The following is a 23,748-nucleotide window of genomic DNA, read 5'->3' as shown; positions in this document are numbered from 1 at the left end:
CATGACCTCGCGGTGTCGTTCCGGGCGCAGCGCTGCGGCACCGGCACTCGTTGACACGCTTCCGAGGGCGTCGCGAGGGTGGGCGCCTGGTGCGAGGACCACGCGCCCGAGTGGGGGAGCCGTTCATGATCATCCCGACCGTGCCGGATCGTCACCGGTTGCACCTCTTCCGCCGGCAGGACCCGTCCCCAGCCGGGCAGGGCGGCAGGCGACGACGGTGGCGCACGTGGGCGGCGGCGGTCCTGTTCGTCACCGCCGTGCACGCCGTGGTCCCGGGTGCCGGCGTGGCCCAGGCGGCGCCGGTGGAGGCCCCACCACGGGGGGTCGACGTCTCCTATCCCCAGTGCGGTCGGCCGCTGCCGACCGGACAGGCCTTCGCCATCGTCGGCGTCAACGGAGGCAGGGCCACCACGACCAATCCGTGCCTGGCCACCCAACTGGCCTGGGCGGCCAGGTCGACCGGCGGCACCGTCCACGACAAGGTCCAGCTGTACGTGAACACCGGGAACCCGGGCAGTGGCGCCGCGTCGTGGCCGCGGTCCGGCAGCAACCGCTACGGCGCCTGTGACGGATCGAACTCCCGGGCATGTGCGTATCAGTACGGGTGGGATCGTGCCCGCGACGACGCGACCATCCGCGGCATCGCCCGTCCGGAGCGGTACATGTGGTGGCTGGACGTGGAGATCGTCAACACCTGGGACTACAGCCCCGGCGGCCGGGTCCGGAATGCCGCCGTCCTGGAGGGGATGACCGAGTACTTCACCTCGATCGGCGTCCGCGGGGTGGGTCTCTACTCGACGAGATACCAGTGGGGACACATCGTGGGCCGGGGTGTGAGCGCCACCAGCAGCCTGAACGGCCTGCCCAACTGGCGGCCGGCCGGGTTCACCCTGGCTGCTGCTCGGGCCACCTGCGGCGTGGCGCCGCTGACCCCGGGCGGTGTCGTGCAGATGACGCAGTACTGGTCGGACTTCGACTACAACCACTCCTGCATCTGACGAGCCCTGACGAGGAACGGGCGGGGACCCCTCGAGGGGTCCCCGCCCGTTCCCGGTCGTGCGGTCGTTCAGCTCTTCGGGCGGGCTCCCGCGCGCAGGGCACCGAGCAGGTCGTGGTTGAGCCGGGAGATGGTCTCCATCGAGATGCCCTTCGGGCAGGCGTGCGAGCACTCGCCGATGTTGGTGCAACCGCCGAAGCCCTCACGGTCCTGCTGGGCGACCATGTTGACCACCCGGTCGTTGCGCTCGGGCTGGCCCTGCGGCAGCAGCCCGAGATGGGTGACCTTCGCGGCGGTGAAGAGCATCGAGGAGGCGTTCGGGCAGGCCGCCACGCAGGCGCCGCAGCCGATGCAGGTGGCGGCGTCGAACGCGGCGTCGGAGTCCTTCTTGGGCACCGGCGTGGAGTGGGCCTCCGGTGCGGTTCCCGTCGGGACGGAGATGTAGCCACCGGCCTGGATGATCCGGTCGAACGCCCGCCGGTCGACGGCGAGGTCCTTGATCACCGGGAAGGGGCTGGCCCGCCACGGCTCGATGTCGATCGAGTCGCCGTCCTTGAACGAGCGCATGTGCAGCTGGCACGTGGTCGTCTGCTGGGGGCCGTGCGCCTCGCCGTTGATCATGACGCCGCACATGCCGCAGATGCCCTCGCGACAGTCGTGGTCGAAGGCGACAGGGTCGTCACCCTGCAGGATCAGCTGCTCGTTGAGCACGTCGAGCATCTCGAGGAACGACATGTCGGGGGAGATGTCGGTGACCTTGTAGGTCACCATCTTGCCCTTGACCGTCGGGTCCTTCTGGCGCCAGATGCGCAGGGTCAGGTTCATGCCGCGCTTCTCGGCAGCGGGGTTCCCGACGCTGGACTGCATGGCGCCCTCACGTGTGGCTGTCACTTGTAGCTCCGCTGGGCCAGGTGGACGTACTCGTACTCGAGGGCTTCCTTGTGCAGCACCGGAGGCTGGCCTTCCGGCGTCCACTCCCAGGCGGCCACGTAGGCGAAGTTCTCGTCGTCGCGCAGGGCCTCGCCCTCCGGCGTCTGGCTCTCCGCCCGGAAGTGGCCGCCGCAGCTCTCGCGGCGGTGCAGGGCGTCGATGCACATCAGCTCGGCGAGCTCGATGAAGTCGGCCACGCGGCCGGCGTGCTCGAGGGTCTGGTTGAAGGAGTGCCAGTCGCCGGTGACCTTCAGGTTGGTCCAGAACTCCTGCCGGATCTCCGGGATCCGGTCGAGCGCCTTGCGCAGGCTCTCCTCGGAGCGCTCCATGCCGCACATGTCCCACATCAGCTGGCCGAGTTCCCGGTGGAAGGACGCCGGGGTGCGCGTGCCGTTGATGTCGAGCAGCTTCTGCACCTGCGTCTGGACCCCCTGCAGGGCCTCGACGGCGGCCGGGTGCTCGTCGGTGACCTTGTCGAAGGGCCCGTCGGCGAGGTACTCGGTGATGGTGGCGGGGAGGACGAAGTAGCCGTCGGCCAGACCCTGCATCAACGCGGAGGCGCCCAGCCGGTTGGCGCCGTGGTCGGAGAAGTTGGCCTCGCCGATCACGAACATGCCGGGGATGGAGGACTGCAGGTCGTAGTCGACCCACAGGCCGCCCATCGTGTAGTGCACCGCGGGGTAGATCCGCATCGGCACCGAGTAGGGGTCCTCGCCCGTGATCTGGGCGTACATGTCGAAGAGGTTGCCGTACTTGGCCTCGACAGCCGGCCGGCCCAGCCGCTCGATGGCCTCGGCGAAGTCGAGGTACACGCCCAGCCCGCCGGCACCCACGCCGCGGCCCTCGTCGCAGACGTTCTTCGCCTGCCGCGACGCGATGTCGCGGGGGACCAGGTTGCCGAAGGACGGGTAGATGCGCTCCAGGTAGTAGTCGCGCTCGGACTCGGGAATCTCCCGCGGGTCACGGTTGTCGCCGCGCTCCTTGGGCACCCACACGCGGCCGTCGTTCCGCAGCGACTCGCTCATCAGCGTCAGCTTGGACTGGTAGTCGCCCTTGACCGGGATGCAGGTCGGGTGGATCTGGGTGTAGCAGGGGTTGGCGAAGTACGCGCCCTTCTTGTGCGCCCGCCAGATGGCCGTGGCGTTGGAGCCCTTGGCGTTGGTGGACAGGTAGAAGACGTTGCCGTACCCACCCGTGGCGAGGACGACGGCGTCGGCGAAGTGCGTGCTGATCTCGCCGGTGACCAGGTCGCGGGCGACGATGCCCCGGGCACGGCCGTCGACGACGATCAGGTCGAGCATCTCGGTGCGGGCGTGCTGCTCGACGTTGCCGGCCGCGATCTGCCGCTCCAGCGCCTGGTAGGCGCCGTACAGCAGCTGCTGGCCCGTCTGGCCGCGCGCGTAGAAGGTGCGCGAGACCTGCGTGCCACCGAAGGAGCGGTTGTCGAGCAGGCCGCCGTACTCGCGGGCGAAGGGGACGCCCTGGGCGACGCACTGGTCGATGATGTTGACGCTGACCTCGGCGAGGCGGTGGACGTTGTTCTCCCGCGACCGGAAGTCGCCGCCCTTGACCGTGTCGTAGAACAGCCGGTGCACGCTGTCGCCGTCGTTGCGGTAGTTCTTCGCGGCGTTGATGCCGCCCTGCGCGGCGACGCTGTGCGCGCGACGCGGGCTGTCCTGGTACCAGAACGACTTGACCTTGTAGCCGGCCTCGCCGAGCGTGGCGGCGGCCGAGCCGCCGGCCAGGCCGGTGCCGACCACGATGATCGTCATCTTGCGGCGGTTCGCCGGGTTGACCAGACGGCCGCGGAAGCGCCGGGTGCTCCAGCGCTCGCCGATCGAAACGTCCATGGGGGCCTTGGTGTCGGCGATGGGCTCGCCGACGTTGAAGAGGTCGAGAGGCATGAGTGGTGCGTTCCTGTCCTTAGTCCACGAGCCCGAAGACGACGGCGGCCGGCACCACGAGGTAGCCGGCGATGAGGAGGGTGGAGAAGACGATCGCGAAGGCGTTCACCGTGCGCTCGCGCCGCCGGTTGCTCTGCCCGAGGGTCTGCATGGCGCTCCAGATGCCGTGGCGCAGGTGCATGCCGAGCAGGATCAGCGTGATCACGTAGACCGCCGTGGCGATCGGGTTCTGGAAGCTCGCGACCGTGCGGTCGTAGGGCGTCGCCTCGGTGCCGGCCACGTTCGCGACTCCGAACGTGAGGTCGAGGATGTGGTAGACGATGAAGCCCGCGATGATCACGCCACCCCAGCGCAGGGTCCGGGAGGCGTAGCTCTGAGCGACCGACTTCTTCGTGACGTAGGCCTGGGGCCGCGCGCGCTTGGCCTGGCGCCACAGCGAGACGGCCGCCCAGATGTGGGCGATCACCGACACGAGCAGGACGATCTCGATGGTCGTCAGCAGGGTGCGGGGCGGCAGGGCCGGCTCCCCGAGGCGGCGCAGCCAGTGCGAGTACTCGTTGAACGACTCGGCGCCCTGGAAGATGTGCAGGTTGCCGATCATGTGCGCGATCAGGAACAGCACCATGATGATGCCGCTGACCGCCATGACGACCTTCTTGAAGACCGAGTTGGTCTTCGCCACCTTGGGGGTCCTGCGCTGGACCGAATCCGTAACCGTCACCACGAGGACAAAGCTAGGTCCATGGCGTCTTCGCGGCCAGGTAAACACGAGGTGACACAGCTCATGTAAGGGTGTCCTCACCGCGGCTCGAGGCCTAGGGTCGGCCGTCGGGCGGGGGCGCGGCCGGAAAGCCGCAGGTCGCCCGGGGGAGGACGACGACGTGCCCGGACCGACCAGAGGATTTCTCGGCCGCCGCGGGGACCGCGATCCCCGCCTGCCGCCCGGTCAGTACGACGTCGGAGGGGACTGGCCGGTCCTCACCGCCGAGCCGACACCGCGGATCGCCCCCGAGACGTGGAGCATCACCGTCGACGGCGCGGTCGAGTCGCCCACCTCCTGGACCTGGGACGAGGCGCACCGGCTGCCGCCCTCGGAGTACCGGGGCGACATCCACTGCGTCACCACGTGGTCGAAGTTCGACACCCGGTTCGGCGGCGTCAGCGTCGACACCCTGCTGGAGGCCGCCCGGCCCACCGCCGACGCGCACTTCGTCATGGCCACGTCGAGGACCGGCTACACCACGAACCTGTCGCTCGAGGACGTCACCGGCGGCAAGGCCTGGGTGGTCTGGGAGTTCGACGGGAAGCCGCTGCCCGTCGAGCACGGGGGCCCGGTCCGGCTGCTGGTCCCGCACCTGTACTTCTGGAAGAGCGCCAAGTGGATCAGCAGGCTCACGCTGATGAACCGCGACCAGCCGGGATTCTGGGAGCAGAACGGCTACCACGACCGGGGGGACCCGTGGCGGCAGCAGCGGTACCAGGGTGACTGAGAAAGGGCCCCCGGAAGGACCTCCCCGCCCCCCACCGCTCGCACGCTCGCGGCGGGACCCTGCGCCGAGGCCGTCAGACCCCTCGCAGGCTCGGGGCGAGCCTCGGGACGGGGCTCTGCTGGGGACCGGCGTCCCCGATGCGCCCAGCGGCGCCTGGCGGACGGCGACGGTCTCGGGTGTGCGCCGTCCCATCCGGCGCGCGGTGCAGCTGCGGCTCGACGTCCACGACCGGATCGACCACATGCCGGGCCAGCACTACGTCGTCCGGCTGACGGCGGAGGACGGCTACACCGCCCAGCGCTCCTACTCGGTGGCGTCGGCGCCCGGTGACCCGCTGGTGGAGTTGTTCGTCGAGCGGCTGGACGACGGCGAGGTCTCCACGCACCTCACGGACGTGGTCGAGCCCGGTGACGAGCTGGAGGTCCGCGGGCCGATCGGCGGCTGGTTCGTCTGGGACGGCGAGACGCCGGCGCTGCTGATCGCCGGCGGCGTCGGCGTGGTCCCGTTCGTGGCGATGCTCCGGCACGCCCGCGCCATCGGCCGGGCCGATCTGCTGCGCATCGCCGTCTCGAGCCGGACGATGGCCGAGCTGCCCTACACCGGGGAGCTCCTGGACGCCGGTGCCCTGATCGTGCTCACCCGCGAGGCCCACGGCATCCGTCCGGCCGGCCGGCTGACCGCCGCCGAACTGGTGCCCCTGTGGGAGCCGGGCCAGATCGCTTACGTGTGCGGTTCGGCGTCCTTCGCGGAGGCGGCGAGCCAGCTGCTCGTGGGCCTGGGCTGGCCGCCCTCCGGCATCCGGGTGGAGCGGTTCGGGCCCAGCGGCTGACGGCCGCCGGGCCCCGACCCCGAGGACGTCAGCCGCCCGTGGGGCGGTGGCGACGGGAAGCCCGTCGCCGATCGTCCTCCCTCGCTACGCTCCCAGTGGCGTGACCGCGAGGCGGGAGACGGCTCATGGCCGATGACGAGGACCTCCGTCGGGACCTCCTGCGGCGCATCGAGGCGCGGCGCTCGTCGGTCCAGGCATTTCTCGGCGTCCACCGGCCGCGCACCCGGCGGCGCGCGAACGTGATCATCGTCCTGAGCGCCCTGGCCGCCGTCTTCACGGCCGGACCGGCCTTCGGAGGGAAGGGCTTCACCTCCTGGGCGCAGGACGGGCTGGGGCTGGGGAGCGACTCCGCCGTCTGGCGGATCCTCTGCCTGCTCGCGCTCCTGGTGTCGGTGGCCGCGGCGGTGTTGACCAACATCAGCAAGTCCCAGGACGACGTCGCCCGGCTCAGCGCCGCGGAGGCCGCGAACGCCGAGCTGGAGGGGCTGGGCACGCTGCTGCAGTTCGGCCACCTGTCGGTGCAGGACGCCGTCAAGCTCTACCAGCAGTACAGCGTCAGGATCCCCTTCGTCGACGATGCGCCGGACGCCGTCCGGGCCCGCCCCGGCGCGCCCCCGCAGCGCTGAGCCAGGTGTGGTGGGACCTGTCTCCGGGGTAGGGGCTCCCCAGGACGTGCGTCGACCCAGTTCCCGGCCCCGGCGTCCGACCCGAGGAGGCACGGTGGAACTGGACGAGAAGCGCGCCGAGCTAGGCACCACCGATGCGCCCGCGGAGGACGAGGTCGCGCAGGCCTTCGACCGCATCGTGGACGAGGGGGCGCAGCGGCTGCACCGGAGCTGGCGCGAGGTGCTGACGACCGGCCTGGCCGGTGGTCTCGAGGTGGCGATGGGTGTCCTCGCCCTGCTGGCCGTCTACGCGGAGACCGGCAGTCACCTCCTCGCCGGGCTCGCGTTCAGCATCGGCTTCATCGCGCTGCTGCTGGCCCGGAGCGAGCTGTTCACCGAGGGCTTCCTCGTGCCGGTGACCACCGTCGTCGCCGGCCGGGCCCGAACCGCCCAGCTGGCCAAGCTGTGGGGCGGCACGCTCGTCGCCAACCTGGTGGGCGGCTGGCTGGTCATGTGGCTGATCGTGCAGGCGCTGCCCCCGCTCGGGACGACGGCGGTCGAGTCGGCGACGACATTCGTCGACGCTCCGCTGAACCTGCAGTCGGTCTGCCTCGCCTTCCTCGCCGGCAGCGCCATCACGCTCATGACCCGGATGCAGCACGGTGCCGACACCGAGGTCGGAAAGATCGTCGCGGCGGTGTGCGGCGCCTTCGTGTTGGCCGGGCTGGTGCTCTTCCATTCCATCCTGGACTCGCTGATCATCTTCGGCGCCCTGCACGCCGGCGCCCCGTTCGGCTACGGCGACTGGCTGGCCTGGTTCTGGTACACCACCCTGCTCAACGTGGCCGGCGGTCTGCTCGTCGTCACGCTCCTGCGCCTGGTGCGCAGCAAGGAGCTGATCCAGCGGGAACGGGCCGAGGCGGGCGCACGCCACTGAGCGCACGCCTCGCGCGCAGGAAGCGCCCGGCCCGGGGTGGTCGGCGAGGTGCTGATCGGGCGGCGGGACGTCTAGCCTCGCGCCGCACGTCGGATGGCCGAGACGTACCGGCCGGTGGCCAGGCGCTGCGGCAGGAGGCTGAGCGGGCCGGCGAGCCGCGCCGCCGTGGAGGCGAGCCGGAAGAAGACGCGGATCTCGTAGATCACGTCCCCCTCGGGCGTCAGCCGGACGAGGAAGCATTCCTCACCGCTCTCCGGATGCCCGGGCAGGGTTCCGTAGGCGAACCCGCGCTCGTCACCGTCGGTTCGCGCCCACACCACGCGGCACGGGATGTCGTAGCCGAGGCGGGGCAGGCCGGCGGTGAGGACGACGACCGTGCCCGGCTCGCTGCTCGGACCGGTGGCCCGGACGCGCAGGCCCGCGCCGCGCTGCGCCCGCCAGCCGAAGACGGCAGCTGCCGCCCGCTCGAAGTCGGCCCGGCCCGATCCGACGACGGCGCTCCGGTGCGCGCCGCGGAAGCCGTCGGGCACCGCGCCGGAGCGGGCCGTTCCGACGGCGGAGTAGGTGAGCGGGGCGTCGAGCAGGCGGGCGGGATCGGTGGCCGTTAGCAGCCCCATCAGGGCCGCCGGGAGGCGCGCATCTCGTCGGTCACGGGCCGAGTCTCCGGCACCGGCTAGGTTTGGCGGCACTGTGCTGCCCGCCGTCACCGCCACCCGCTACGTCACCCCGCTGCGCGAGGGTGGCTCGCTGCCGGGGCTCATGGAGGCCGACGACCTCGGCACCTACGTGGTGAAGTGGCGGGCCGCCGGCCAGGGGGTGAAGGTCCTCGTCGCCGAGGTCGTCTGCGCCGAGCTGGCGCGCGCGCTCGACCTGCCGGTCCCGGCCCTGGTCACGGTCGACGTCGTCCCGGAACTGGGAGTGGGGGAGCCCGACGTCGAGGTGCAGGAGCTGCTGCAGCGGTCGGCCGGCCGCAACCTGGGGCTGGACTACCTGCCCGGAGCCCTCGACTTCGAGGCCGGTGCCGACGGCGTCGACCCGCAGCTCGCCGGGCGGGTGCTCTGGTTCGACGCGCTGATCGGCAACGTCGACCGTTCCTGGCGGAATCCGAACATGTTGTTCTGGCACGGCCGCCTGCAGCTGATCGACCACGGCGCGGCGCTCACCTTCCATCACCACTGGCCGGGCGCGGAAGCGGCGGTCGCGCGCCCCTACGACGCGTCCGCGCACGCCCTGCTGGAGTGCGAGCCCGACGTGCCGGCCGCCGACGCGGCACTGGCTTCCCGGGTGACCCGGTCACTGCTCGAGAACGTCCTGGCGCAGGTGCCCGACGAGTGGCTGGAGGACGACGACGACGCGGTGCGGACCCGGTACGTCGACCAGTTGCTGGCCCGGCTGGCCGCCCGCGACGCGTGGCTGCCGCCGCTGGTGGCCGCGGCCGAGGCGGGCGGTGGCGGCCGTCGTCGCGCGCCACGGGGTGAGAACCGGCCGGCCTGGCTGGGTCCGCCGCCGCCGGAGGGGATGACCCAGCGATGACGCGGGACACCTTCGAGTACGCCGTCCTGCGCGTCGTCCCGCGGATCGAGCGGGGCGAGGCGCTGAACGCCGGCGTCCTCGTCTACTGCCGGCAGCGGGACTACCTGGGTGCCCGGGTGCACCTCGACGTCCACCGCCTGCACGCCCTCGACCCGACCGCGGACGCCGACGCGATCGGCCGGGCGCTGCAGGCGGCCACCGACGTGTGCTCAGCGGCCCCGGGCGCCGGTGCCGCGGGGCGCGAGGCGCTCGGTTCGCGGTTCCGCTGGCTGACCGCCCCTCGCAGCACGGTCATCCAGCCCGGCCCGGTGCACACCGGGCTGACCGAGGACCCCGACGCCGAGGCCGACCGCCTGCTCCGCCTGCTGGTGCTGCCCGTCGGGGGATGACCGCTGCGGCGGCGCTCGGCCATGCCTCGGAGGGGGCCGCCCGGTTTCCAGAAGGCGAACCAGCGGTCATCAGCGGTTCATCCGACGTCCATCCCATGGCATGCTGCCGTGCCTAGCGTGCGGAGGAACCGCTCCCTACCAGAGGCTCGTGATGACCGACATCGTCGAACCGAAGTTCCGCGGGCTGCTGCCCTTCCTCGGCTCCGTGCGCCACGGCAGCCGGAGCCACGCGACCTGCTTCTACAAGTGCGGCAACGCGTGCGACTCCGCCATCCCCAACCAGACCGACAACCCCACCTTCGCCGACGTCGTCCAGACCACGTTCAGCCGGCGCAACATGCTCAAGGCAGCCGGGGTCAGCGCTCTCGTGGTGGCCGCTGGGCCCATCGGCACGGCCGCGGCCGGCGACCGAACGCGACGAGGCGGGTCCGCAGGCTCCGGCGGGGCCCTGACCTTCGAGCCGGTCGAGCAGAACCTGCTCGACGAGCTGGTGACGCCGGCCGGCTACCGGTACTCCGTCGTCATGCGGTGGGGCGACCCGGTCGAGCGCGGCGCCCCCGAGTTCGACATCGACCGGCAGACGCCGGAGGCCCAGGCCAAGCAGTTCGGTTACAACTGCGACTACATCGGCTTCCTGCCGCTCGGCGACCGCGGCGACCGGTTCCTCCTGGTGGTCAACCACGAGTACACCAACGAGCAGCTGATGTTCTCCGGCGTGACCGGCGAGAGTTCGCCCACGACCGCCGAGCAGAAGCGGATCGCGATGATGGCGCACGGGATCTCGGTGGTCGAGGTCAAGCGACGCGGCAACTCCGGCGAGTGGCGGCCGGTGCGCAACGGGGACCGCAACCGCCGGATCACCGCGGACACCCCGATGGAGCTCACCGGACCGGCCGCCGGCTCGCCCTACGTCAGGACCAGCGCCGACCCGACCGGGCGCGTCGTCCTCGGCACCCTCAACAACTGTGCCGGCGGCATGACTCCGTGGGGCACGACCCTCCACGGGGAGGAGAACTTCAACCAGTACTTCGGCGCCACCACCGCCGTCACCGAGACCGCTCAGGAACCGCGGTACAGCCGGTACGGCATCAGCACCACCAAGCCCGCCGGACGCCGGTGGGACGAGGTGGACCCGCGCTTCGACCTGGCCCGCGAACCGAACGAGGTGAACCGGTTCGGCTGGGTCGTCGAGGTGGACCCCTACGACCCCAGTTCGACCCCGAAGAAGCGGACGGCTCTCGGCCGGTTCAAGCACGAGGGCGCCAACGTCCAGATCGCCGAGGACGGTCGGGTCGTGGCCTACTCGGGGGACGACGAACGGTTCGACTACATCTACAAGTTCGTGTCGAAGAAGCGGTACAGGTCCGGAACCGACCGCGCGTCCCGCGCCCACAACCTCACCCTGCTCGACGAGGGCGACCTCTACGTCGCGCGCTTCACCGGTGACTCGCCGGGCTCGGAGATCGACGGCAGCGGCCGGTTGCCCAGCGACGGCGAGTTCGACGGCACCGGCCAGTGGATCCCCCTGGTCAAGGACGGCCGCTCGATGATCCCGGGCAAGGACGTCGCCTGGGTACTGACCTTCACCCGGCTGGCCGCCGACCGGCTCGGCAAGGAGCTCGACGCCCAGGGGGACCTCACCACCCCGGAGAAGGTCGTCGATGCATCGAAGGTGCCGACGAAGATGGACCGGCCCGAGGACATCCAGGTCAACCCGGTGAACGGCTACGTCTACGCCGCCCTCACCAACAACTCGAATCGGACCGTTGCCGACGAGGCCAACCCGCTCAACCGCTCCTACGCGTTCTCGACCGACGAGCAGGGGGCGGGCAGGTACCGGGAGGAGAAGGGCAACCGCAACGGTCACGTCATCGAGTGGCGGGAGACCCAGGGGGCTGCCGGCGAGGCGTTCGAGTGGCGGATCTTCCTGGTGGCGGGGGATCCCCAGCGCCCCGAGACGTACTTCGCCGGGTACGACAAGTCGAAGGTCAGCGCCATCTCCTGCCCGGACAACCTGGAGTTCGACCCCGCCGGCAACCTCTGGATCTCCACGGACGGCAGCGTCCTGTCCCGCGTGAACCAGGGGGAGGGCACCGTCGGGGGCGCCAACGACGGGCTGTTCGCGGTGCCGACCGCCGGCCTCGAGCGCGGCCATCTCAAGGCATTCCTCACCGTGCCGCTGGGGGCCGAGTGCAGCGGTCCCTTGATCACGCGGGACGCCCGGTCGGTCTTCGTCTCCGTGCAGCACCCTGGAGAGACGACGGGCTCGACGCGGGAGGCCCCGTCCAGCACCTGGCCCGACCGCCGGCAGGAGCGTCCGTTCCCTCGGCCTAGCGTCGCTGTGGCCTACCGCGAGGACGGCGGCCGCGTCGGCAGCTGACCCCGCCTGATCATGGCGCCGGGCGCCCTCGTCCGGGGGAGCATCGTCCGGCGCCATGACAGCGGCCGCCCCTCGCGAGGCGGAAGTTTCGGCCGACTGCCACCCGAGCAGGCGTTTACAGCCGCTGTAGTCAGCCCGGGAGCAGGGCGTCGATCCGCCGGGCCAGCTGGAGGTCGAGGTCGGTGACCCCGCCGGCCGAGTGGGTCACGACGTTCAGGTGCACCGTCCGCCAGCGCAGGTCGATGTCGGGGTGGTGGTCCATCTCCTCGGCGACGTCGGCCATCGCGTCGATCGCGGCGACGGCGTCCCGGAAGCTCGGCAGCTCGATGGTGCGTCGGATCCCGCCGGTGTCCCCCGACCACAGCGGCAGCTCGCTCAGCGCACGCGACAGCTCGTCGGGGGACAGACGCGGCGGCCGGGGCACCGCCCTATGGTGACGTGCTGGAGCGGCCTTGTCCCAGGGACCCGCGGCGTGCGGAGCGCGTCGTCCGATGGCCTCGGTGCAGGGTCCCGACGCGAGCGTGCGAGCGGTGGGGGGCAGCGAGGTCCTTCCGGAGGTCCTTCGATCAGCTGTGGATGCCGCACTCGATCTTGTTCTTGCCGGCCCAGCGGCCGGCGCGCGCGTCCTCGCCGGGCGCGACCGGGCGGGTGCAGGGTGCGCAGCCGATCGAGCCGTAGCCCAGCTCGAACAGCGGGTTCACCGGAATCTGGTGCTCGGCGATGTAGGCGTCGACGACGCCCTGCGTCCAGGCGGCGATCGGGTTGACCTTGACCATGCCGCGCTTGGCGTCCCAGTCGACCAGCAACGTGTCGGCCCGGGTGGGCGACTCATCGCGGCGGATGCCCGAACCCCAGGCCGAGTAGTTGGCGAGGGTCTCGGCGAGCGGCTTCACCTTTCGCAGGGAGCAGCAGAGGTCGGGGTCGCGCTCGTGGAGCCGCGGCCCGAAGGAGAGGTCCTGCTCGGCGACGGTCTGCGGTGGGGTGACGTTGACCAGGGTGATCGGCAGGACGGAGGTGATCCAGTCGCGGGTGCCGATGGTCTCGGCGAAGTGGTAGCCGGTGTCCAGGAAGATCACGTTGACACCGGGGATCGCCCGGCCGGCCAGGTGGGCGAGCAGCCCATCGGCCATCGAGGAGGTGATCGCGAACTCCGCGCCGAAGGTCTCCCCGGCCCAGCGCAGCACGGCGAGCGCCTGCTCGACCGGGTCGGCGATCCCCTCGAACCGGGCGTCGGCCGCTGCGGCCAGCTCCGGACCGGCGGTCTCCGGCGTCGTGATGGTCACTCGTGCACCCCTGTTGCGATCAGGCGGACGGAGAAGGCCCGCAGGCAGGCGCCGCAACGCCACCCATCGGAGGAGTCCCCATAGGGGGTCAGCTCCTCGTCCCCGCAGTACGGGCAGTGGAACACCGGCAGTTGCCGGGTCCTTCCCGTGGGCTGGTCGTCGGTCATGGTCAGACGAGCCAGGCTTCCTCGGCCCGCGCGACATACGCGGCGAAGCGCTCGCCGGGTGCCCGGTGCTCCAGGTAGCCGCGCAGCACCCGCTCGCAGTAGTCGGCGGTCTCGGCCTTGGTCACCTTGTGACCGCGGAACTTGCGGCCGAACGCGGCGTCGATCCCCAGGTGTCCGCCCAGGTGCACCTGGAAGCCCTCCACCATCTCGCCGGACTCGTCTCGGACCATCGAGCCCTTGAAGCCGATGTCGGCGGTCTGGAAGCGGGCGCAGCTGTTCGGGCAGCCGTTGACGTTGATCGAGATCGGCTCGTCGAACTCGGGCAGCCGCTTCTCCAGCTCGGCGTAGAGGTCCTGCGCGTGCTGCTTGGTCTCGACGATCGCCAGCTTGCAGAACTCCAGGCCGGTGCAGGCCATCGTGCCGCGACGGAAGGCGCTCGGACGCACCTGCAGGTCGTGCCGGGCCAGGGCCGCGACCAGCTCCTCCACGTTCTCGTCCGGCACGTCGAGGATGACCAGCTTCTGCTGCGCCGTCGTCCGGACGCGTCCCCCGCCGTAGCGCTCGGCGAGGTCGGCGACGGTCGCCAGCAGGCTGCCGCTGATGCGGCCGGTCCGGAGGGCGAAGCCGACGGCGTTGGCGCCGTCCTTCTGCTTCATGACCCCGACGTGGTCGCGCTGGTCGTGCTTGGCCGGCGCCGGCGCCGGGCCGTCGGGGAGCGCCTCGTGCAGGTACTCGTCCTGCAGCACCTGGCGGAACCTGTCCGGGCCCCAGTCGGCCATGAGGAACTTGATCCGCGCGCGGTTGCGCTGCCGGCGGTAGCCGTAGTCACGGAAGACGCTGGTGCACGCCGCCCACACGTCGGTCACCTGGTCCGGCCGGACGAAGACGCCGATCCGCTGGGCGAGCTTGGGGTTGGTCGACAGGCCGCCGCCGACCCAGAGGTCGTAGCCCGCCTCGCCGTCCTCGTTGACGACGCCGACGAAGGAGACGTCGTTGATCTCGTGACCGGTGCAGTGGTCCACGCACCCGGACATGGAGGTCTTCCACTTGCGGGGCAGGTTGCTGAACTCGGGGCTGCCGACGTACTTCTCGACCGTCTCGGCGATCACGTCCGTGGCGTCGATGACCTCGTCCTCGAGGATCCCGGCCAGCGGGCAGTTGAGCATGACCCGCGGGGTGTCGCCGCAGGCCTCCATCGTGCCGAGGCCGACGGCACCCAGGCGGTCCCAGATCGCGGGGACGTCCTCGATGCGGATCCAGTGCAGCTGGACGTTCTGGCGGTCGGTCACGTCGGCGACGTCCCGGCCGAAGTCGGTGCTGATCCCGCCGATCGCCCGCAGCTGGTCGGCCGACAGCTGGCCGCCGTCGATGCGGACCCGCAGCATGAAGTAGGAGTCCTCGAGCTCCTCAGGCTCCAGCACGGCGGTCTTCCCGCCCGGGATGCCCTGGGCGCGCTGGGTGTAGAGGCCCATCCAGCGCATCCGGCCGCGGAGGTCACCGGGGTCGATGCTATCGAACCCGGACTTCGAGTAGATGTCGAGGATCCGCTGACGCACCTCGAGGCCGTCGGAGTCCTTCTTCATCCGCTCGTTCGGGTTGAGCGGCTCCCGGTAACCGAGCGCCCACTGGCCTTCCCCACGCTGGGGACGGTTGCTGGTACGGGTGGGGGTGGTCACAGTGGTACTTCTTCCTGCGCTCTCCGTCCCGCCGCGGCGCCGGCCGGGGACGAGGGCGCTGCAGATCGGGGACGCAGGGAGGCCTGCGCGGGGACCGGGGTCAGCGCGGAGCGCGACAGGCGGCGCTGGAGACGAGCGCCAGGTCGATGTGCAGACGCGCGACGAGGAGGCTGCCGCGGTCCGTCATGCGCCCGATCCTCCCATATCCCGATCGATCTGGTGCGTGACTCAGCCGACGAGGGGGGCGGCGCCGTCCATGGCGGCCCGGATCCGGACGACGGACTCCTCCAGCGGGGTCACCGACGTGTCGACGGTCAGCTCCGCCCGGGCCGGCGGCTCGTACGGGTCGCTGACGCCGGTGAAGCGGGGGAGCTCGCCGGCCCGCGCCTTGGCGTACAGGCCCTTGACGTCGCGTTGCTCGCAGACCTCCAGCGGCGTCGAGAGGTGCACGAGGACGAACCGGCCGTGCTTCTCCACGAGCGCGCGTGCCTCCTCGCGGGCAGCGTCGTAGGGGGCGATGGCCGCGACGACCACGGTGCCCCCGTGCCTGACCACCTCGCCGGCGACCCAGCCGATCCGGCGGATGTTGAGGTCCCGGTGCTCGCGGGAGAACGACAGCTCGCTGGACAGATGGGTGCGGACGACGTCGCCGTCCAGGACCGTCACCGTCCGGCCCTCCGCCTCCAACCGGGCCACGAGGGCGTCGGCGACCGTGGACTTTCCCGCGCCCGAGAGGCCGGTCAGGAAGACGGTGACGCCGGGCGCGTGCGGATCGGGCATGCCGCCAGTGTTCCGGAGGGACGCCGTACCCGGTTCCGGAGGGGTGCCGGTCAGGCGCCGGGGGCGTCGCCGAACGAGCGCCAGGCGTCCTCGAGCGCGACGAGCTCGGCGGCGTGGGCGGGGAGCTTCCCGGCGACGACGTCGGCCAGCGTGACCTCCTCGAGCACCCGCCGGTAGCCCTCCCGGGCGGCCACCCACACGCTGGCCAGCGTCGAGGCGGCACCCGGGTACGCGACGTCCTCCGGGCGCTTCCCGTGCACCTCGGCGAGGAAGCCCTGCTCGACCCGCATGACCCGCGCGATGGAGATCTCCGACGGCGGCAGGGCCAACCGGTAGCCGCCCTCGCGCCCACGCTGGCTGGTCACCAGGCGGGCGTGCTGGAGGTCGCCGAGGATCGTCTGCAGGAAGCGGGACGGGATGCCCTGGGTCGTCGCGATGCGCTCGGCGGTCAGCGCCTCGGGGGCCACGGCGGCCAGTTCGAGGGCGGCGCGGACGGCGTAGTCCACGCGGGCGGTGATGCGCAACTGCGCTCCTTCTGTCCTGCAGGGCTCCGTCTGCCGGGTCGTGCGGGGCCCATCCTGCCTGCTCTGGGAGGGTGGGACCGTGTCCCAGCTGCGTTTCACCACCTTGGTGGAGGCACCCCTCACCGTCGCCTTCGACGTGGCGCGGACGCTCGGCCGGCCGTGGGGGAGCCCCCTCGAGGAGGTGGTCTCGGTCCGCCCGTACCGCGACGTCCACGCCGTCGGCCCTGGTTCGAGCTGGCGCTGGCTGACCCACTCCCGACGCTTCACCGCCACCGGCACCGGCACGCTGGTCGACGAGCAGGTCGACTGGGAGACCGGCGTCCCCGGGGTGCTCGGTCGACTCCTGGACCGCGTCGTGCTCCGCCGCCGCATCCTGCGGGCGATGCGGTCGCACCTGGACGCCTACGCGGCCGCCGCCGAGCGCCGGGCACTGGACGTCCTGCAGGTGGTGGGCGCCGCGATCGTCGACGAGGGACGCGTGCTCGTGGCCCAGCGGTCGGGCGGGCCGTACGACGGGCTCTGGGAGTTCCCGGGCGGCAAGGTGGAGCGGGGGGAGTCCGACCTCGCGGCCCTGGTGCGCGAGATCGCCGAGGAACTCGGTGTCGAGGTGGTGCCGCAGACCTTCGTGGGGGAGGTGCTGCTCGACGGCGTGGTCGGCGGGGGCGCCCCGGGCAGCTCGACGCTGCGGGTCTGGTCGGCCCGGCTGGGGGGCGGGACCCCCGTCGCGCACGAGCACGCCGCGCTGCGGTGGGTCCGGGCCGACGAGTTGGAGGCCCTCGACTGGATCCCCGCGGACCGGCCCCTGCTCCCCGCCGTCCGGACCCTCCTCACCCGCCCCTGAGGGACTTCCTGTACCGGAAGTCCCAGGCCGCTCGGGGACTTCCGGTACAGAAAGTCCCCGAAACGGCGACGGACGCCGTCCCGGAGGGAGCGGCGCCCGTCGTGGTCGTGCGGGGAGGAGAGTTACTTGAAGGCGTCCTTGACCTTCTCGCCGGCCTGCTTGAGGTTGCCCTTGGCCTGGTCCTTCTCGCCCTCGGCCTGCAGGTCGCGGTCGCCGGTGGCCTCGCCGACGGATTCCTTGCCGTGGCCCGAGAGTTCCTCGGCCTTGTTCTTCATCTTGTCGATGCCACTCATCTGGAGCACTCCTCTGGTGGATGTCCGTGCCGGACGAACACGTACCCGCGGTGACGACGGCTGAACCGGCGGGCCCGCCCAGTCGCGAACCGTCCGGCCCGGGACGTCGAGAGAACGCAGGACCGGCCGACCGCGGCTTCGCGGTGTGAGCGAAGTTACAGTTGGGGTGCAACCCCTAAGCCGAGGTCACAACTCGATGACGTACGTGGACACTCTCTTCGGGGCGGGCCTAGGGTCCACCCGTCGTACCGGGGAGGCCGTCACCGGCCTCTCGGGTGCGTTCCGCTCGTGACCAATCAGTCATCCGACAGCCCACTGCTGGGCGCGGATCGACCTGTCCGTTCCCCCCGCACATGCGGGACGAGGGAGGCCTTGCAACGTGAAGTTGAGCAAGCGCAGTAGTTCGCTCGTCGCGACGGCCATCGCCGCCGCGCTGCTGATGACCGCCTGTGGCGGCAGCGACGAGGGCACCGAGGAGGGAGGTGCTGCCGAGAGTGGCGGCACCTTCAGCATCTACATCGGTGAGCCCGAGAACCCGCTGGTTCCCGGGAACACCACGGAGAGCGAGGGTGCGCAGGTCCTCGAGTCCCTGTGGACCGGTCTCGTCCAGTACGCGGCGGACGGTGCGGTCGAGTACACCGGCGTCGCCGAGTCGATCGAGTCCGACGACAACACCACGTGGACGATCACGCTGAACGACGGCTGGACCTTCCACGACGGCACCCCGGTGACGTCCGAGTCGTTCGTCGACGCGTGGAACTACACGGCCCTGAGCACGAACGCGCAGGGTGGTTCCTACTTCTTCTCGAACATCCAGGGCTACGACGACCTCCAGGCGCCCACCGACGACGCCGGCAACGTGACCGGTGAGCCGGCCGCCACGGAGATGAGCGGCCTCAAGGTGGTCGACGACAAGACCTTCGAGGTCACGCTGTCGAGCCCGTTCGCCCAGTTCCCGGTGACGGTGGGCTACACGGCCTTCTTCCCGCAGCCGGAGGCCTTCTTCGAGGACCCGGAGGCCGCCGGCACCAAGCCGATCGGCAACGGCCCGTTCCAGGCCGAGGAGGAGTTCGTCCCCGGCACCGGGTTCACCCTGACCCGCTACGAGGACTACGCCGGCGAGCAGGCCGCCCAGGCCGACTCGGTGGAGTTCCGGGTCTACGCCGACCAGGCCACGGCCTACACGGACGTGCAGGGCGGCAACCTCGACGTGCTTCCCGACGTGCCCCCGGACGCGCTGACGTCCGTGGGCGACGAGTTCGGCGACCGCTTCCTGGAGGCGCCGTCGTCCGGGTTCCAGTACCTGGGCATCCCGCTCTACCAGGAGCGCTACGCCGACCCGCGGGTGCGGCAGGCCCTGTCCATGGCCATCGACCGTGAGGCGATCGCCGAGGCGATCTTCAGCGGCGGGCGGACGCCGGCCGACTCGGTCGTCGCTCCGGTGGTCGAGGGCTACCGCGAGGGCGCCTGCGAGTACTGCACCCTCGACGTGGACCGCGCCAACGAGCTGCTCGAGGAGGCCGGCTTCGACAAGAGCCAGCCGATCGAGCTGTGGTTCAACGCCGGTGCCGGTCACGACGCCTACATCCAGGCGGTCGGCAACCAGCTGCGGGAGAACATCGGCGTCGAGTACGTCCTGCGGGGCGAGCTGGACTTCGCCGAGTACCTGCCGCTGCAGGACGAGAAGGGCATGACCGGCCCGTTCCGCCTCGGCTGGAGCATGGACTACCCCAGCCCGCAGAACTACCTCGAGCCGCTGTACTCCACCGACGCCTTGGCCCCGGCGGGCTCGAACACGACGTTCTACTCCAACCCCGAGTTCGACGAGCTCATCGAGCAGGGCAACTCGGCGGGTAGCAACGAGGAGGCCATCGAGTTCTACAACCAGGCGGAGGACCTCCTTCTGGAGGACATGCCGGTGATCCCGATGTTCTTCGAGCTCGAGCAGGCCGTTCACTCCGAGAACGTGAGCAACGTGGTCATCGACGTCTTCGGCCACATCCGCACCGCGGACGTCACCGTCAACAGCTGACGTCGCGCGCACCGTACGGCAGCCGCCGGGGGTGCCTGCCCCGACCGGGCAGGTGTCCCCGGCGGTTGGCCGCTCGGGGTCGTCCCGCATGATGGACGACGCGCCTTTCCCCGCCACACGGGCGCGGGCGCGTCACGACCGAGGAGCGATATGGGCCGCTACATCGCGCGCCGCCTTCTACTCACGATCCCCGTCCTGATCGGGGCCTCCTTCCTGATCTTCGCGATGGTGTACGCCCTGCCCGGCGACCCCATCCGCGCGCTGGCCGGCGACCGGCCGCTCTCGCAGGCCGTCATGGCCCAGCTGCGGGACGAGTTCAACCTCACCGACCCGCTGTGGCTGCAGTACGTGAAGTACGTGGGCGACCTCGTCCAGGGCGACCTCGGCACCGACTTCCGCGGCCGACCGGTCCTCGACACGATCCTGCTGCGCCTGCCGGTGACGGTCCGGCTGGCCGTCGTCGCCATCGCGTTCGAGGTCCTCATCGGCGTCGTGGCCGGCGTTCTCGCCGGTATCCGCAAGAACGGATTCTTCGACAACCTGGTCCTCGTCAGCACCACGGTGATCGTCTCCATCCCGATCCTGGTCCTGGCCTTCGTCTCGCAGTTCGTCTTCGGACTGCAGCTGGGCCTGTTCCCGATCGCCGGGACGACGCAGGGCTGGTACAGCTATCTGCTGCCCGGCCTGGTGCTCGCCTCGGGATCCCTGGCGTACGTCGCGCGGCTGACTCGCACGAGCATCGCGGAGAACATGCGAGCGGACTACGTGCGGACGGCGCGGGCCAAGGGCCTGCCGAACAAGACCGTGATCGTCCGGCACACGCTGCGCAACAGTCTGATCCCGGTCGTGACGTTCATCGGTGCCGACATCGGTACGCTCATGGGCGGAGCGATCGTCACCGAGACCGTCTTCAACCTGCCCGGGATCGGGCGCGCCGTCTTCGACTCCGTCCGCGCCCAGGAGGGTGCGGTGGTGGTCGGGATCGTGACGCTGATGGTCTTCTTCTTCATCTTCTTCAACCTGGTCGTCGACGTCCTCTACGCCGTCCTCGACCCGAGGATCCGTTATGACTGACCAGCAGCAGAAGGACCTGCAGCACGACGAGGTCCAGGCGGGGACGACGACCGGCCTGGCCGCTCCCTCGGTCGACGTCACCAGCTCCCGGCAGAACAGTCTGTGGAGCGACGCGTGGGGTCAGCTCCGGCGCAGCGCCATCTTCTGGACCGGCGCCGTGCTGGGCGTGATCTTCGTGTCCATGGCGCTGTTCCCCTCGCTGTTCGCCCGGGGCGTGGACCCCCGGGACTGCGACCTGGCCAATTCCAAGGGGACGCCCTCGGCGGCGCACTGGCTGGGCTTCGACCAGCAGGGCTGCGACTACCTGGCCAACGTCGTCTACGGCGCCCGCAACTCGCTGCTCATCGGCGTGCTCGGCGTGCTGGGGGTGCTGCTCCTCGGCGTCGTGGTCGGCGCGATCGCCGGCTTCTACGGCCGTCTCACCGACAGCGTGCTGTCGCGGATCGCCGACATCTTCTACGCGCTGCCGCTGATCCTCGGCGCGCTCGTGCTGCTGCGCGTCGGGCCGTCGACCGGCCTGCCGGTCATCAGCGAGCGGGGTCCGGGCGCGGTGGCCGTCGCACTGGCCGCCTTCGGCTGGATGACCGCGATGCGGCTGGTGCGATCGCAGGTCATCGCGGTCAAGAGCTCCGACTACGTGGCCGCGGCCCGGGCCATGGGCGCCTCGGACTTCCGCATCCTGGTGCGGCACATCCTGCCGAACGCCGTCGCTCCGGTGCTGGTCTACGCCACGATCACCATCGGTGTCCTCATCGCGGCCGAGGCGACGCTGACGTTCCTCGGGGTCGGCCTGCAGCCGCCGGCGATCTCCTGGGGTCTGCAGATCGCCCAGGGGCAGAGCCTGCTGCGGACCGCGCCGCACCTCGTGCTCTTTCCGAGCATCATCCTGACCCTGACCGTGATGGCGTTCATCCTGATGGGCGACGCCCTGCGCGACGCCCTCGACCCGAGGCAGCGTTCATGACCATCCTGCCCACGCCCGCCCCGGCTCCGTGGGGCAGCGCCGGTGCGGCGCCGCTCCTCGACGTCGAGGACCTGCACGTGGAGTTCCGCACCCGCTCCGGCGTCGTCAACGCCGTCAACGGCGTCAGTTACACGCTGGCCGAGGGGGAGACCCTGGCCATCCTCGGCGAGTCCGGCTCGGGGAAATCGGTGTCGGCCCAGGCGATCATGGGCATCCTCGACAGCCCCCCGGCGGAGATCACCGGGGGCAAGATCTGGTTCGAGGGGCGCGACCTGCTCACGCTCCCCGCCGAGGAGCAGCGCCTCGTCCGTGGTCCGGGGATCTCGATGATCTTCCAGGACGCACTGTCGTCGCTGAACCCCGTCTACAGCGTCGGCTTCCAGATCGGCGAGATGTTCCGGGCGCACCGCGGGACGTCCCGCAAGGAGGCCAAGCAGAAGGCCATCGAGCTCATGGACCGGGTGCGCATCCCGGCCGCTGCGCAGCGGGTGAACGACTATCCGCACCAGTTCTCCGGGGGGATGCGCCAGCGGGTCATGATCGCGATGGCCATCGCTCTGGACCCGAGGATTCTCATCGCCGACGAGCCCACCACCGCGCTCGACGTCACGGTTCAGGCCCAGGTCATGGACCTGCTCAAGGACCTGCAGCGCGACACGGGGATGGGCCTGGTGCTCATCACCCACGACCTGGGCGTCGTCAACGAGGTCGCCGACAACGTGGCCGTCATGTATGCCGGCCGGATCGTCGAGCGCGGCACGGTCACCGACGTGTTCTCCAACCCGGGGCACCCGTACACCGAGGGCCTGATGAGCTCGGTGCCCCAGGTCGAGTCCGACGGCGGCCGGCTGGTGCCGATCACCGGTCAGCCGCCGAACCTGTCGGCGATCCCGTCCGGTTGCCCCTTCCACCCGCGTTGTCCGCGCCGCCGGCTCGGTGCGCAGGCGTTGCCGGGTCGCGACTGCGCCGGCGACGTCCCGCCGCTGCGCCTCGTCGTCCCCGGACGCGAGGCAGCGTGCCACTACAGCGAGGAGGTCCTCGGTGTCTGAGGACGTCGCAGGTTCCCTGCCCACCCCCGAGGACGTGCTGCCGAATGTTCCGGAGGGTGCGCCGCTGCTCGAGGTCAAGGACCTCAAGAAGTACTTCCCGCTGACGCAGGGGATCCTCTTCAAGAAGACGATCGGCCACGTACGGGCCGTCGACGGGGTCAATGTGTCCTTGCGTCGCGGCGAGACACTCGGGTTGGTCGGCGAGTCCGGCTGCGGCAAGTCGACGGTCTCGAAGCTGCTCGTCGCGCTGGAGAAGCCGAGCGACGGCCAGATCCTCTACAAGGGCAAGGACGTCGCGAAGATGGGAGGCCGCGCGCTCAAGCAGTACCGCCGCGAGGTCCAGATCATCTTCCAGGATCCGTACGCCTCGCTGAACCCACGGATGACCGTCGGCGACATCGTCGCCGAGGGATGGTCGGTGCACGCCGACATCGCGCCGCGGAAGGGCCGGCTGCAGCGCACCCAGGAGCTGATGGACCGGGTCGGGTTGAACCCGGACTTCGTCAACCGCTACCCCCATCAGTTCTCCGGCGGTCAGCGGCAGCGCATCGGTATCGCCCGGGCGCTGGCGCTCCAGCCGGAAGTCATCATCTGTGACGAGCCGGTGTCGGCCCTCGACGTGTCGGTGCAGGCCCAGGTGGTGAACCTCCTGGAGGACCTCCAGGACGACTTCGGGTTGTCGTACCTGTTCATCGCCCACGACCTGTCGGTGGTCCGGCACATCTCGGATCGAGTGGCCGTCATGTACCTCGGCAGCATCGTCGAGCAGGGGACGGCCTCCCAGGTGTACGGCTCACCCTCGCACCCGTACACGCAGGCACTGCTCTCGTCGGTCCCGGTGCACCAGCCCGCGCTGCGTGGGCTCAAGGAACGGATCCTGCTGCAGGGCGACGTGCCGAGCCCGGCGAACCCGCCCTCGGGCTGCCGGTTCCGCACCCGGTGCTGGAAGGCGCAGGACATCTGCGCCGTCGAGCCGCCCGCGCTGGTCGACCGCGGACAGGGCCACCCGTCGGCCTGCCACTTCGCCGAGGCCCGCGAGGTCGTCCCCGTCGACGTGGAGTGATCCACCTG

The 23,748-nt window shown here is 70.8% G+C and carries 25 protein-coding genes; 14 read left to right on the top strand and 11 right to left on the bottom strand.

The annotated features are described in order from the left end of the window. Positions 1-125 precede the first annotated feature (125 nt). Positions 126-998, top strand: a complete 873-nt coding sequence (locus CHB94_RS14955; protein ID WP_141137514.1) for a glycoside hydrolase family 25 domain-containing protein — start codon at positions 126-128, stop codon at positions 996-998. A 68-nt stretch (positions 999-1,066) separates the two neighbouring features. Here CHB94_RS14955 and CHB94_RS14950 read toward each other — a convergent pair whose 3' ends face one another. From CHB94_RS14950 to CHB94_RS14940, 3 genes are read right to left on the bottom strand one after another with little or no spacing between them, the layout of a single operon-like run. After that, positions 1,067-1,888, bottom strand: a complete 822-nt coding sequence (locus CHB94_RS14950; RefSeq protein ID WP_254920667.1) for a succinate dehydrogenase/fumarate reductase iron-sulfur subunit — start codon at positions 1,886-1,888, stop codon at positions 1,067-1,069. Beyond that, entirely contained in the window at positions 1,885-3,831 is a 1,947-nt protein-coding gene (locus tag CHB94_RS14945; protein WP_089337357.1) for a fumarate reductase/succinate dehydrogenase flavoprotein subunit, read from the bottom strand. The genes CHB94_RS14950 and CHB94_RS14945 overlap by 4 nt, the downstream gene beginning before the upstream one ends. Positions 3,832-3,850: 19 nt before the next feature. After that, complete coding sequence (locus tag CHB94_RS14940; RefSeq protein WP_254920666.1) at positions 3,851-4,513, bottom strand: succinate dehydrogenase cytochrome b subunit; 663 nt, start codon at positions 4,511-4,513, stop codon at positions 3,851-3,853. Between the two features lie 199 nt (positions 4,514-4,712). Between CHB94_RS14940 and CHB94_RS14935 the strand changes: the two genes are divergently transcribed. From CHB94_RS14935 to CHB94_RS14920, 4 genes are all read left to right on the top strand, one after another. Continuing rightward, a complete protein-coding gene (locus CHB94_RS14935) occupies positions 4,713-5,321 on the top strand; it encodes a sulfite oxidase-like oxidoreductase (protein WP_089337355.1) in 609 nt (202 codons plus the stop codon). A gap of 178 nt (positions 5,322-5,499) precedes the next feature. Next, positions 5,500-6,150, top strand: a complete 651-nt coding sequence (locus tag CHB94_RS14930) for an FAD-binding oxidoreductase (protein WP_254920665.1) — start codon at positions 5,500-5,502, stop codon at positions 6,148-6,150. A 125-nt stretch (positions 6,151-6,275) separates the two neighbouring features. Next, entirely contained in the window at positions 6,276-6,776 is a 501-nt protein-coding gene (locus CHB94_RS14925) for a hypothetical protein (RefSeq protein ID WP_089337354.1), read from the top strand. A 94-nt stretch (positions 6,777-6,870) separates the two neighbouring features. Beyond that, the gene (locus CHB94_RS14920; RefSeq protein ID WP_254920663.1) at positions 6,871-7,692 is read left to right on the top strand and encodes a formate/nitrite transporter family protein; all 822 of its coding nucleotides are present in this window, start codon (positions 6,871-6,873) and stop codon (positions 7,690-7,692) included. Positions 7,693-7,763: 71 nt separating this feature from the next. On the opposite strand, the gene CHB94_RS14915 is transcribed toward CHB94_RS14920, so the two are convergent. After that, positions 7,764-8,309 (bottom strand): DUF1990 domain-containing protein, encoded by a 546-nt coding sequence (locus CHB94_RS14915; protein WP_089337352.1) that lies wholly within the window; start codon positions 8,307-8,309, stop codon positions 7,764-7,766. A gap of 73 nt (positions 8,310-8,382) precedes the next feature. Between CHB94_RS14915 and CHB94_RS14910 the strand changes: the two genes are divergently transcribed. The 3 genes from CHB94_RS14910 (at position 8,383) to CHB94_RS14900 (ending at position 11,994) form a co-directional block, all read left to right on the top strand. Next, positions 8,383-9,225: a HipA family kinase gene (locus CHB94_RS14910; protein WP_089337351.1), complete on the top strand. Its 843-nt coding sequence runs from the start codon at positions 8,383-8,385 to the stop codon at positions 9,223-9,225. Beyond that, the gene (locus tag CHB94_RS14905) at positions 9,222-9,614 is read left to right on the top strand and encodes a DUF3037 domain-containing protein (protein ID WP_089337350.1); all 393 of its coding nucleotides are present in this window, start codon (positions 9,222-9,224) and stop codon (positions 9,612-9,614) included. Before CHB94_RS14910 ends, CHB94_RS14905 begins: the two co-directional genes overlap by 4 nt. A 151-nt stretch (positions 9,615-9,765) precedes the next feature. Further along, the gene (locus tag CHB94_RS14900) at positions 9,766-11,994 is read left to right on the top strand and encodes a PhoX family protein (protein ID WP_089337349.1); all 2,229 of its coding nucleotides are present in this window, start codon (positions 9,766-9,768) and stop codon (positions 11,992-11,994) included. Between the two features lie 130 nt (positions 11,995-12,124). Here CHB94_RS14900 and CHB94_RS14895 read toward each other — a convergent pair whose 3' ends face one another. From CHB94_RS14895 to CHB94_RS14875, 6 genes are all read right to left on the bottom strand, one after another. Then, positions 12,125-12,418 (bottom strand): 4a-hydroxytetrahydrobiopterin dehydratase, encoded by a 294-nt coding sequence (locus CHB94_RS14895; protein ID WP_089337348.1) that lies wholly within the window; start codon positions 12,416-12,418, stop codon positions 12,125-12,127. Between the two features lie 142 nt (positions 12,419-12,560). Continuing rightward, positions 12,561-13,277, bottom strand: coding sequence for a phosphoadenylyl-sulfate reductase (locus CHB94_RS14890; protein WP_254920661.1), 717 nt, complete (start codon positions 13,275-13,277; stop codon positions 12,561-12,563). Further along, entirely contained in the window at positions 13,274-13,444 is a 171-nt protein-coding gene (locus CHB94_RS24565; RefSeq protein ID WP_141137513.1) for an Insertion element protein, read from the bottom strand. Before CHB94_RS24565 ends, CHB94_RS14890 begins: the two co-directional genes overlap by 4 nt. A gap of 2 nt (positions 13,445-13,446) precedes the next feature. Further along, entirely contained in the window at positions 13,447-15,120 is a 1,674-nt protein-coding gene (locus CHB94_RS14885) for a nitrite/sulfite reductase (RefSeq protein ID WP_176445573.1), read from the bottom strand. 228 nt (positions 15,121-15,348) lie between these two features. Then, complete coding sequence (cysC, locus tag CHB94_RS14880; protein ID WP_089337347.1) at positions 15,349-15,900, bottom strand: adenylyl-sulfate kinase; 552 nt, start codon at positions 15,898-15,900, stop codon at positions 15,349-15,351. 50 nt (positions 15,901-15,950) lie between these two features. After that, positions 15,951-16,424 (bottom strand): RrF2 family transcriptional regulator, encoded by a 474-nt coding sequence (locus CHB94_RS14875; protein WP_089337346.1) that lies wholly within the window; start codon positions 16,422-16,424, stop codon positions 15,951-15,953. Positions 16,425-16,503: 79 nt separating this feature from the next. On the opposite strand from CHB94_RS14875, the gene CHB94_RS14870 reads away from it, so the two are divergent. Further along, the gene (locus CHB94_RS14870; RefSeq protein ID WP_217899315.1) at positions 16,504-17,265 is read left to right on the top strand and encodes a (deoxy)nucleoside triphosphate pyrophosphohydrolase; all 762 of its coding nucleotides are present in this window, start codon (positions 16,504-16,506) and stop codon (positions 17,263-17,265) included. Between the two features lie 122 nt (positions 17,266-17,387). Here CHB94_RS14870 and CHB94_RS14865 read toward each other — a convergent pair whose 3' ends face one another. Next, on the bottom strand, positions 17,388-17,558 hold the full coding sequence (locus CHB94_RS14865) for a CsbD family protein (protein WP_089337406.1): 171 nt from the start codon (positions 17,556-17,558) through the stop codon (positions 17,388-17,390). Positions 17,559-17,937: 379 nt separating this feature from the next. Between CHB94_RS14865 and CHB94_RS14860 the strand changes: the two genes are divergently transcribed. The 5 genes from CHB94_RS14860 (at position 17,938) to CHB94_RS14840 (ending at position 23,740) form a co-directional block, all read left to right on the top strand. Continuing rightward, complete coding sequence (locus CHB94_RS14860; protein ID WP_217899314.1) at positions 17,938-19,590, top strand: peptide ABC transporter substrate-binding protein; 1,653 nt, start codon at positions 17,938-17,940, stop codon at positions 19,588-19,590. Between the two features lie 150 nt (positions 19,591-19,740). Then, complete coding sequence (locus CHB94_RS14855) at positions 19,741-20,664, top strand: ABC transporter permease (protein ID WP_089337344.1); 924 nt, start codon at positions 19,741-19,743, stop codon at positions 20,662-20,664. Continuing rightward, positions 20,657-21,628, top strand: a complete 972-nt coding sequence (locus CHB94_RS14850) for an ABC transporter permease (RefSeq protein WP_089337343.1) — start codon at positions 20,657-20,659, stop codon at positions 21,626-21,628. The genes CHB94_RS14855 and CHB94_RS14850 overlap by 8 nt, the downstream gene beginning before the upstream one ends. Then, a complete protein-coding gene (locus tag CHB94_RS14845) occupies positions 21,625-22,677 on the top strand; it encodes an ABC transporter ATP-binding protein (RefSeq protein WP_089337342.1) in 1,053 nt (350 codons plus the stop codon). Before CHB94_RS14850 ends, CHB94_RS14845 begins: the two co-directional genes overlap by 4 nt. Next, complete coding sequence (locus CHB94_RS14840) at positions 22,670-23,740, top strand: ABC transporter ATP-binding protein (protein WP_089337341.1); 1,071 nt, start codon at positions 22,670-22,672, stop codon at positions 23,738-23,740. The genes CHB94_RS14845 and CHB94_RS14840 overlap by 8 nt, the downstream gene beginning before the upstream one ends. Positions 23,741-23,748: the final 8 nt, after the last annotated feature.

Source organism: Blastococcus mobilis (assembly GCF_900188025.1).
In the GTDB taxonomy this organism is placed as follows: Bacteria; Actinomycetota; Actinomycetes; order Mycobacteriales; family Geodermatophilaceae; genus Blastococcus_B; species Blastococcus_B mobilis.
Note: the sequence above shows the minus strand (reverse complement) of the source record. Positions and strands in the feature narration are given on the sequence as shown.

Bases quoted from the DNA above. Each gene is read 5' to 3' on its own strand.
- CHB94_RS14925 (WP_089337354.1), top strand. From the start codon at position 6,276: ATGGCCGATGACGAGGACCTCCGTCGGGACCTCCTGCGGCGCATCGAG.
- CHB94_RS14900 (WP_089337349.1), top strand. From the start codon at position 9,766: ATGACCGACATCGTCGAACCGAAGTTCCGCGGGCTGCTGCCCTTCCTC.
- CHB94_RS14955 (WP_141137514.1), top strand. From the start codon at position 126: ATGATCATCCCGACCGTGCCGGATCGTCACCGGTTGCACCTCTTCCGC.
- CHB94_RS14915 (WP_089337352.1), bottom strand. From the start codon at position 8,309: ATGGGGCTGCTAACGGCCACCGATCCCGCCCGCCTGCTCGACGCCCCG.
- CHB94_RS14845 (WP_089337342.1), top strand. From the start codon at position 21,625: ATGACCATCCTGCCCACGCCCGCCCCGGCTCCGTGGGGCAGCGCCGGT.
- CHB94_RS14945 (WP_089337357.1), bottom strand. From the start codon at position 3,831: ATGCCTCTCGACCTCTTCAACGTCGGCGAGCCCATCGCCGACACCAAG.
- CHB94_RS14855 (WP_089337344.1), top strand. From the start codon at position 19,741: ATGGGCCGCTACATCGCGCGCCGCCTTCTACTCACGATCCCCGTCCTG.
- CHB94_RS24565 (WP_141137513.1), bottom strand. From the start codon at position 13,444: ATGACCGACGACCAGCCCACGGGAAGGACCCGGCAACTGCCGGTGTTC.
- CHB94_RS14850 (WP_089337343.1), top strand. From the start codon at position 20,657: ATGACTGACCAGCAGCAGAAGGACCTGCAGCACGACGAGGTCCAGGCG.
- cysC (WP_089337347.1), bottom strand. From the start codon at position 15,900: ATGCCCGATCCGCACGCGCCCGGCGTCACCGTCTTCCTGACCGGCCTC.
- CHB94_RS14905 (WP_089337350.1), top strand. From the start codon at position 9,222: ATGACGCGGGACACCTTCGAGTACGCCGTCCTGCGCGTCGTCCCGCGG.
- CHB94_RS14865 (WP_089337406.1), bottom strand. From the start codon at position 17,558: ATGAGTGGCATCGACAAGATGAAGAACAAGGCCGAGGAACTCTCGGGC.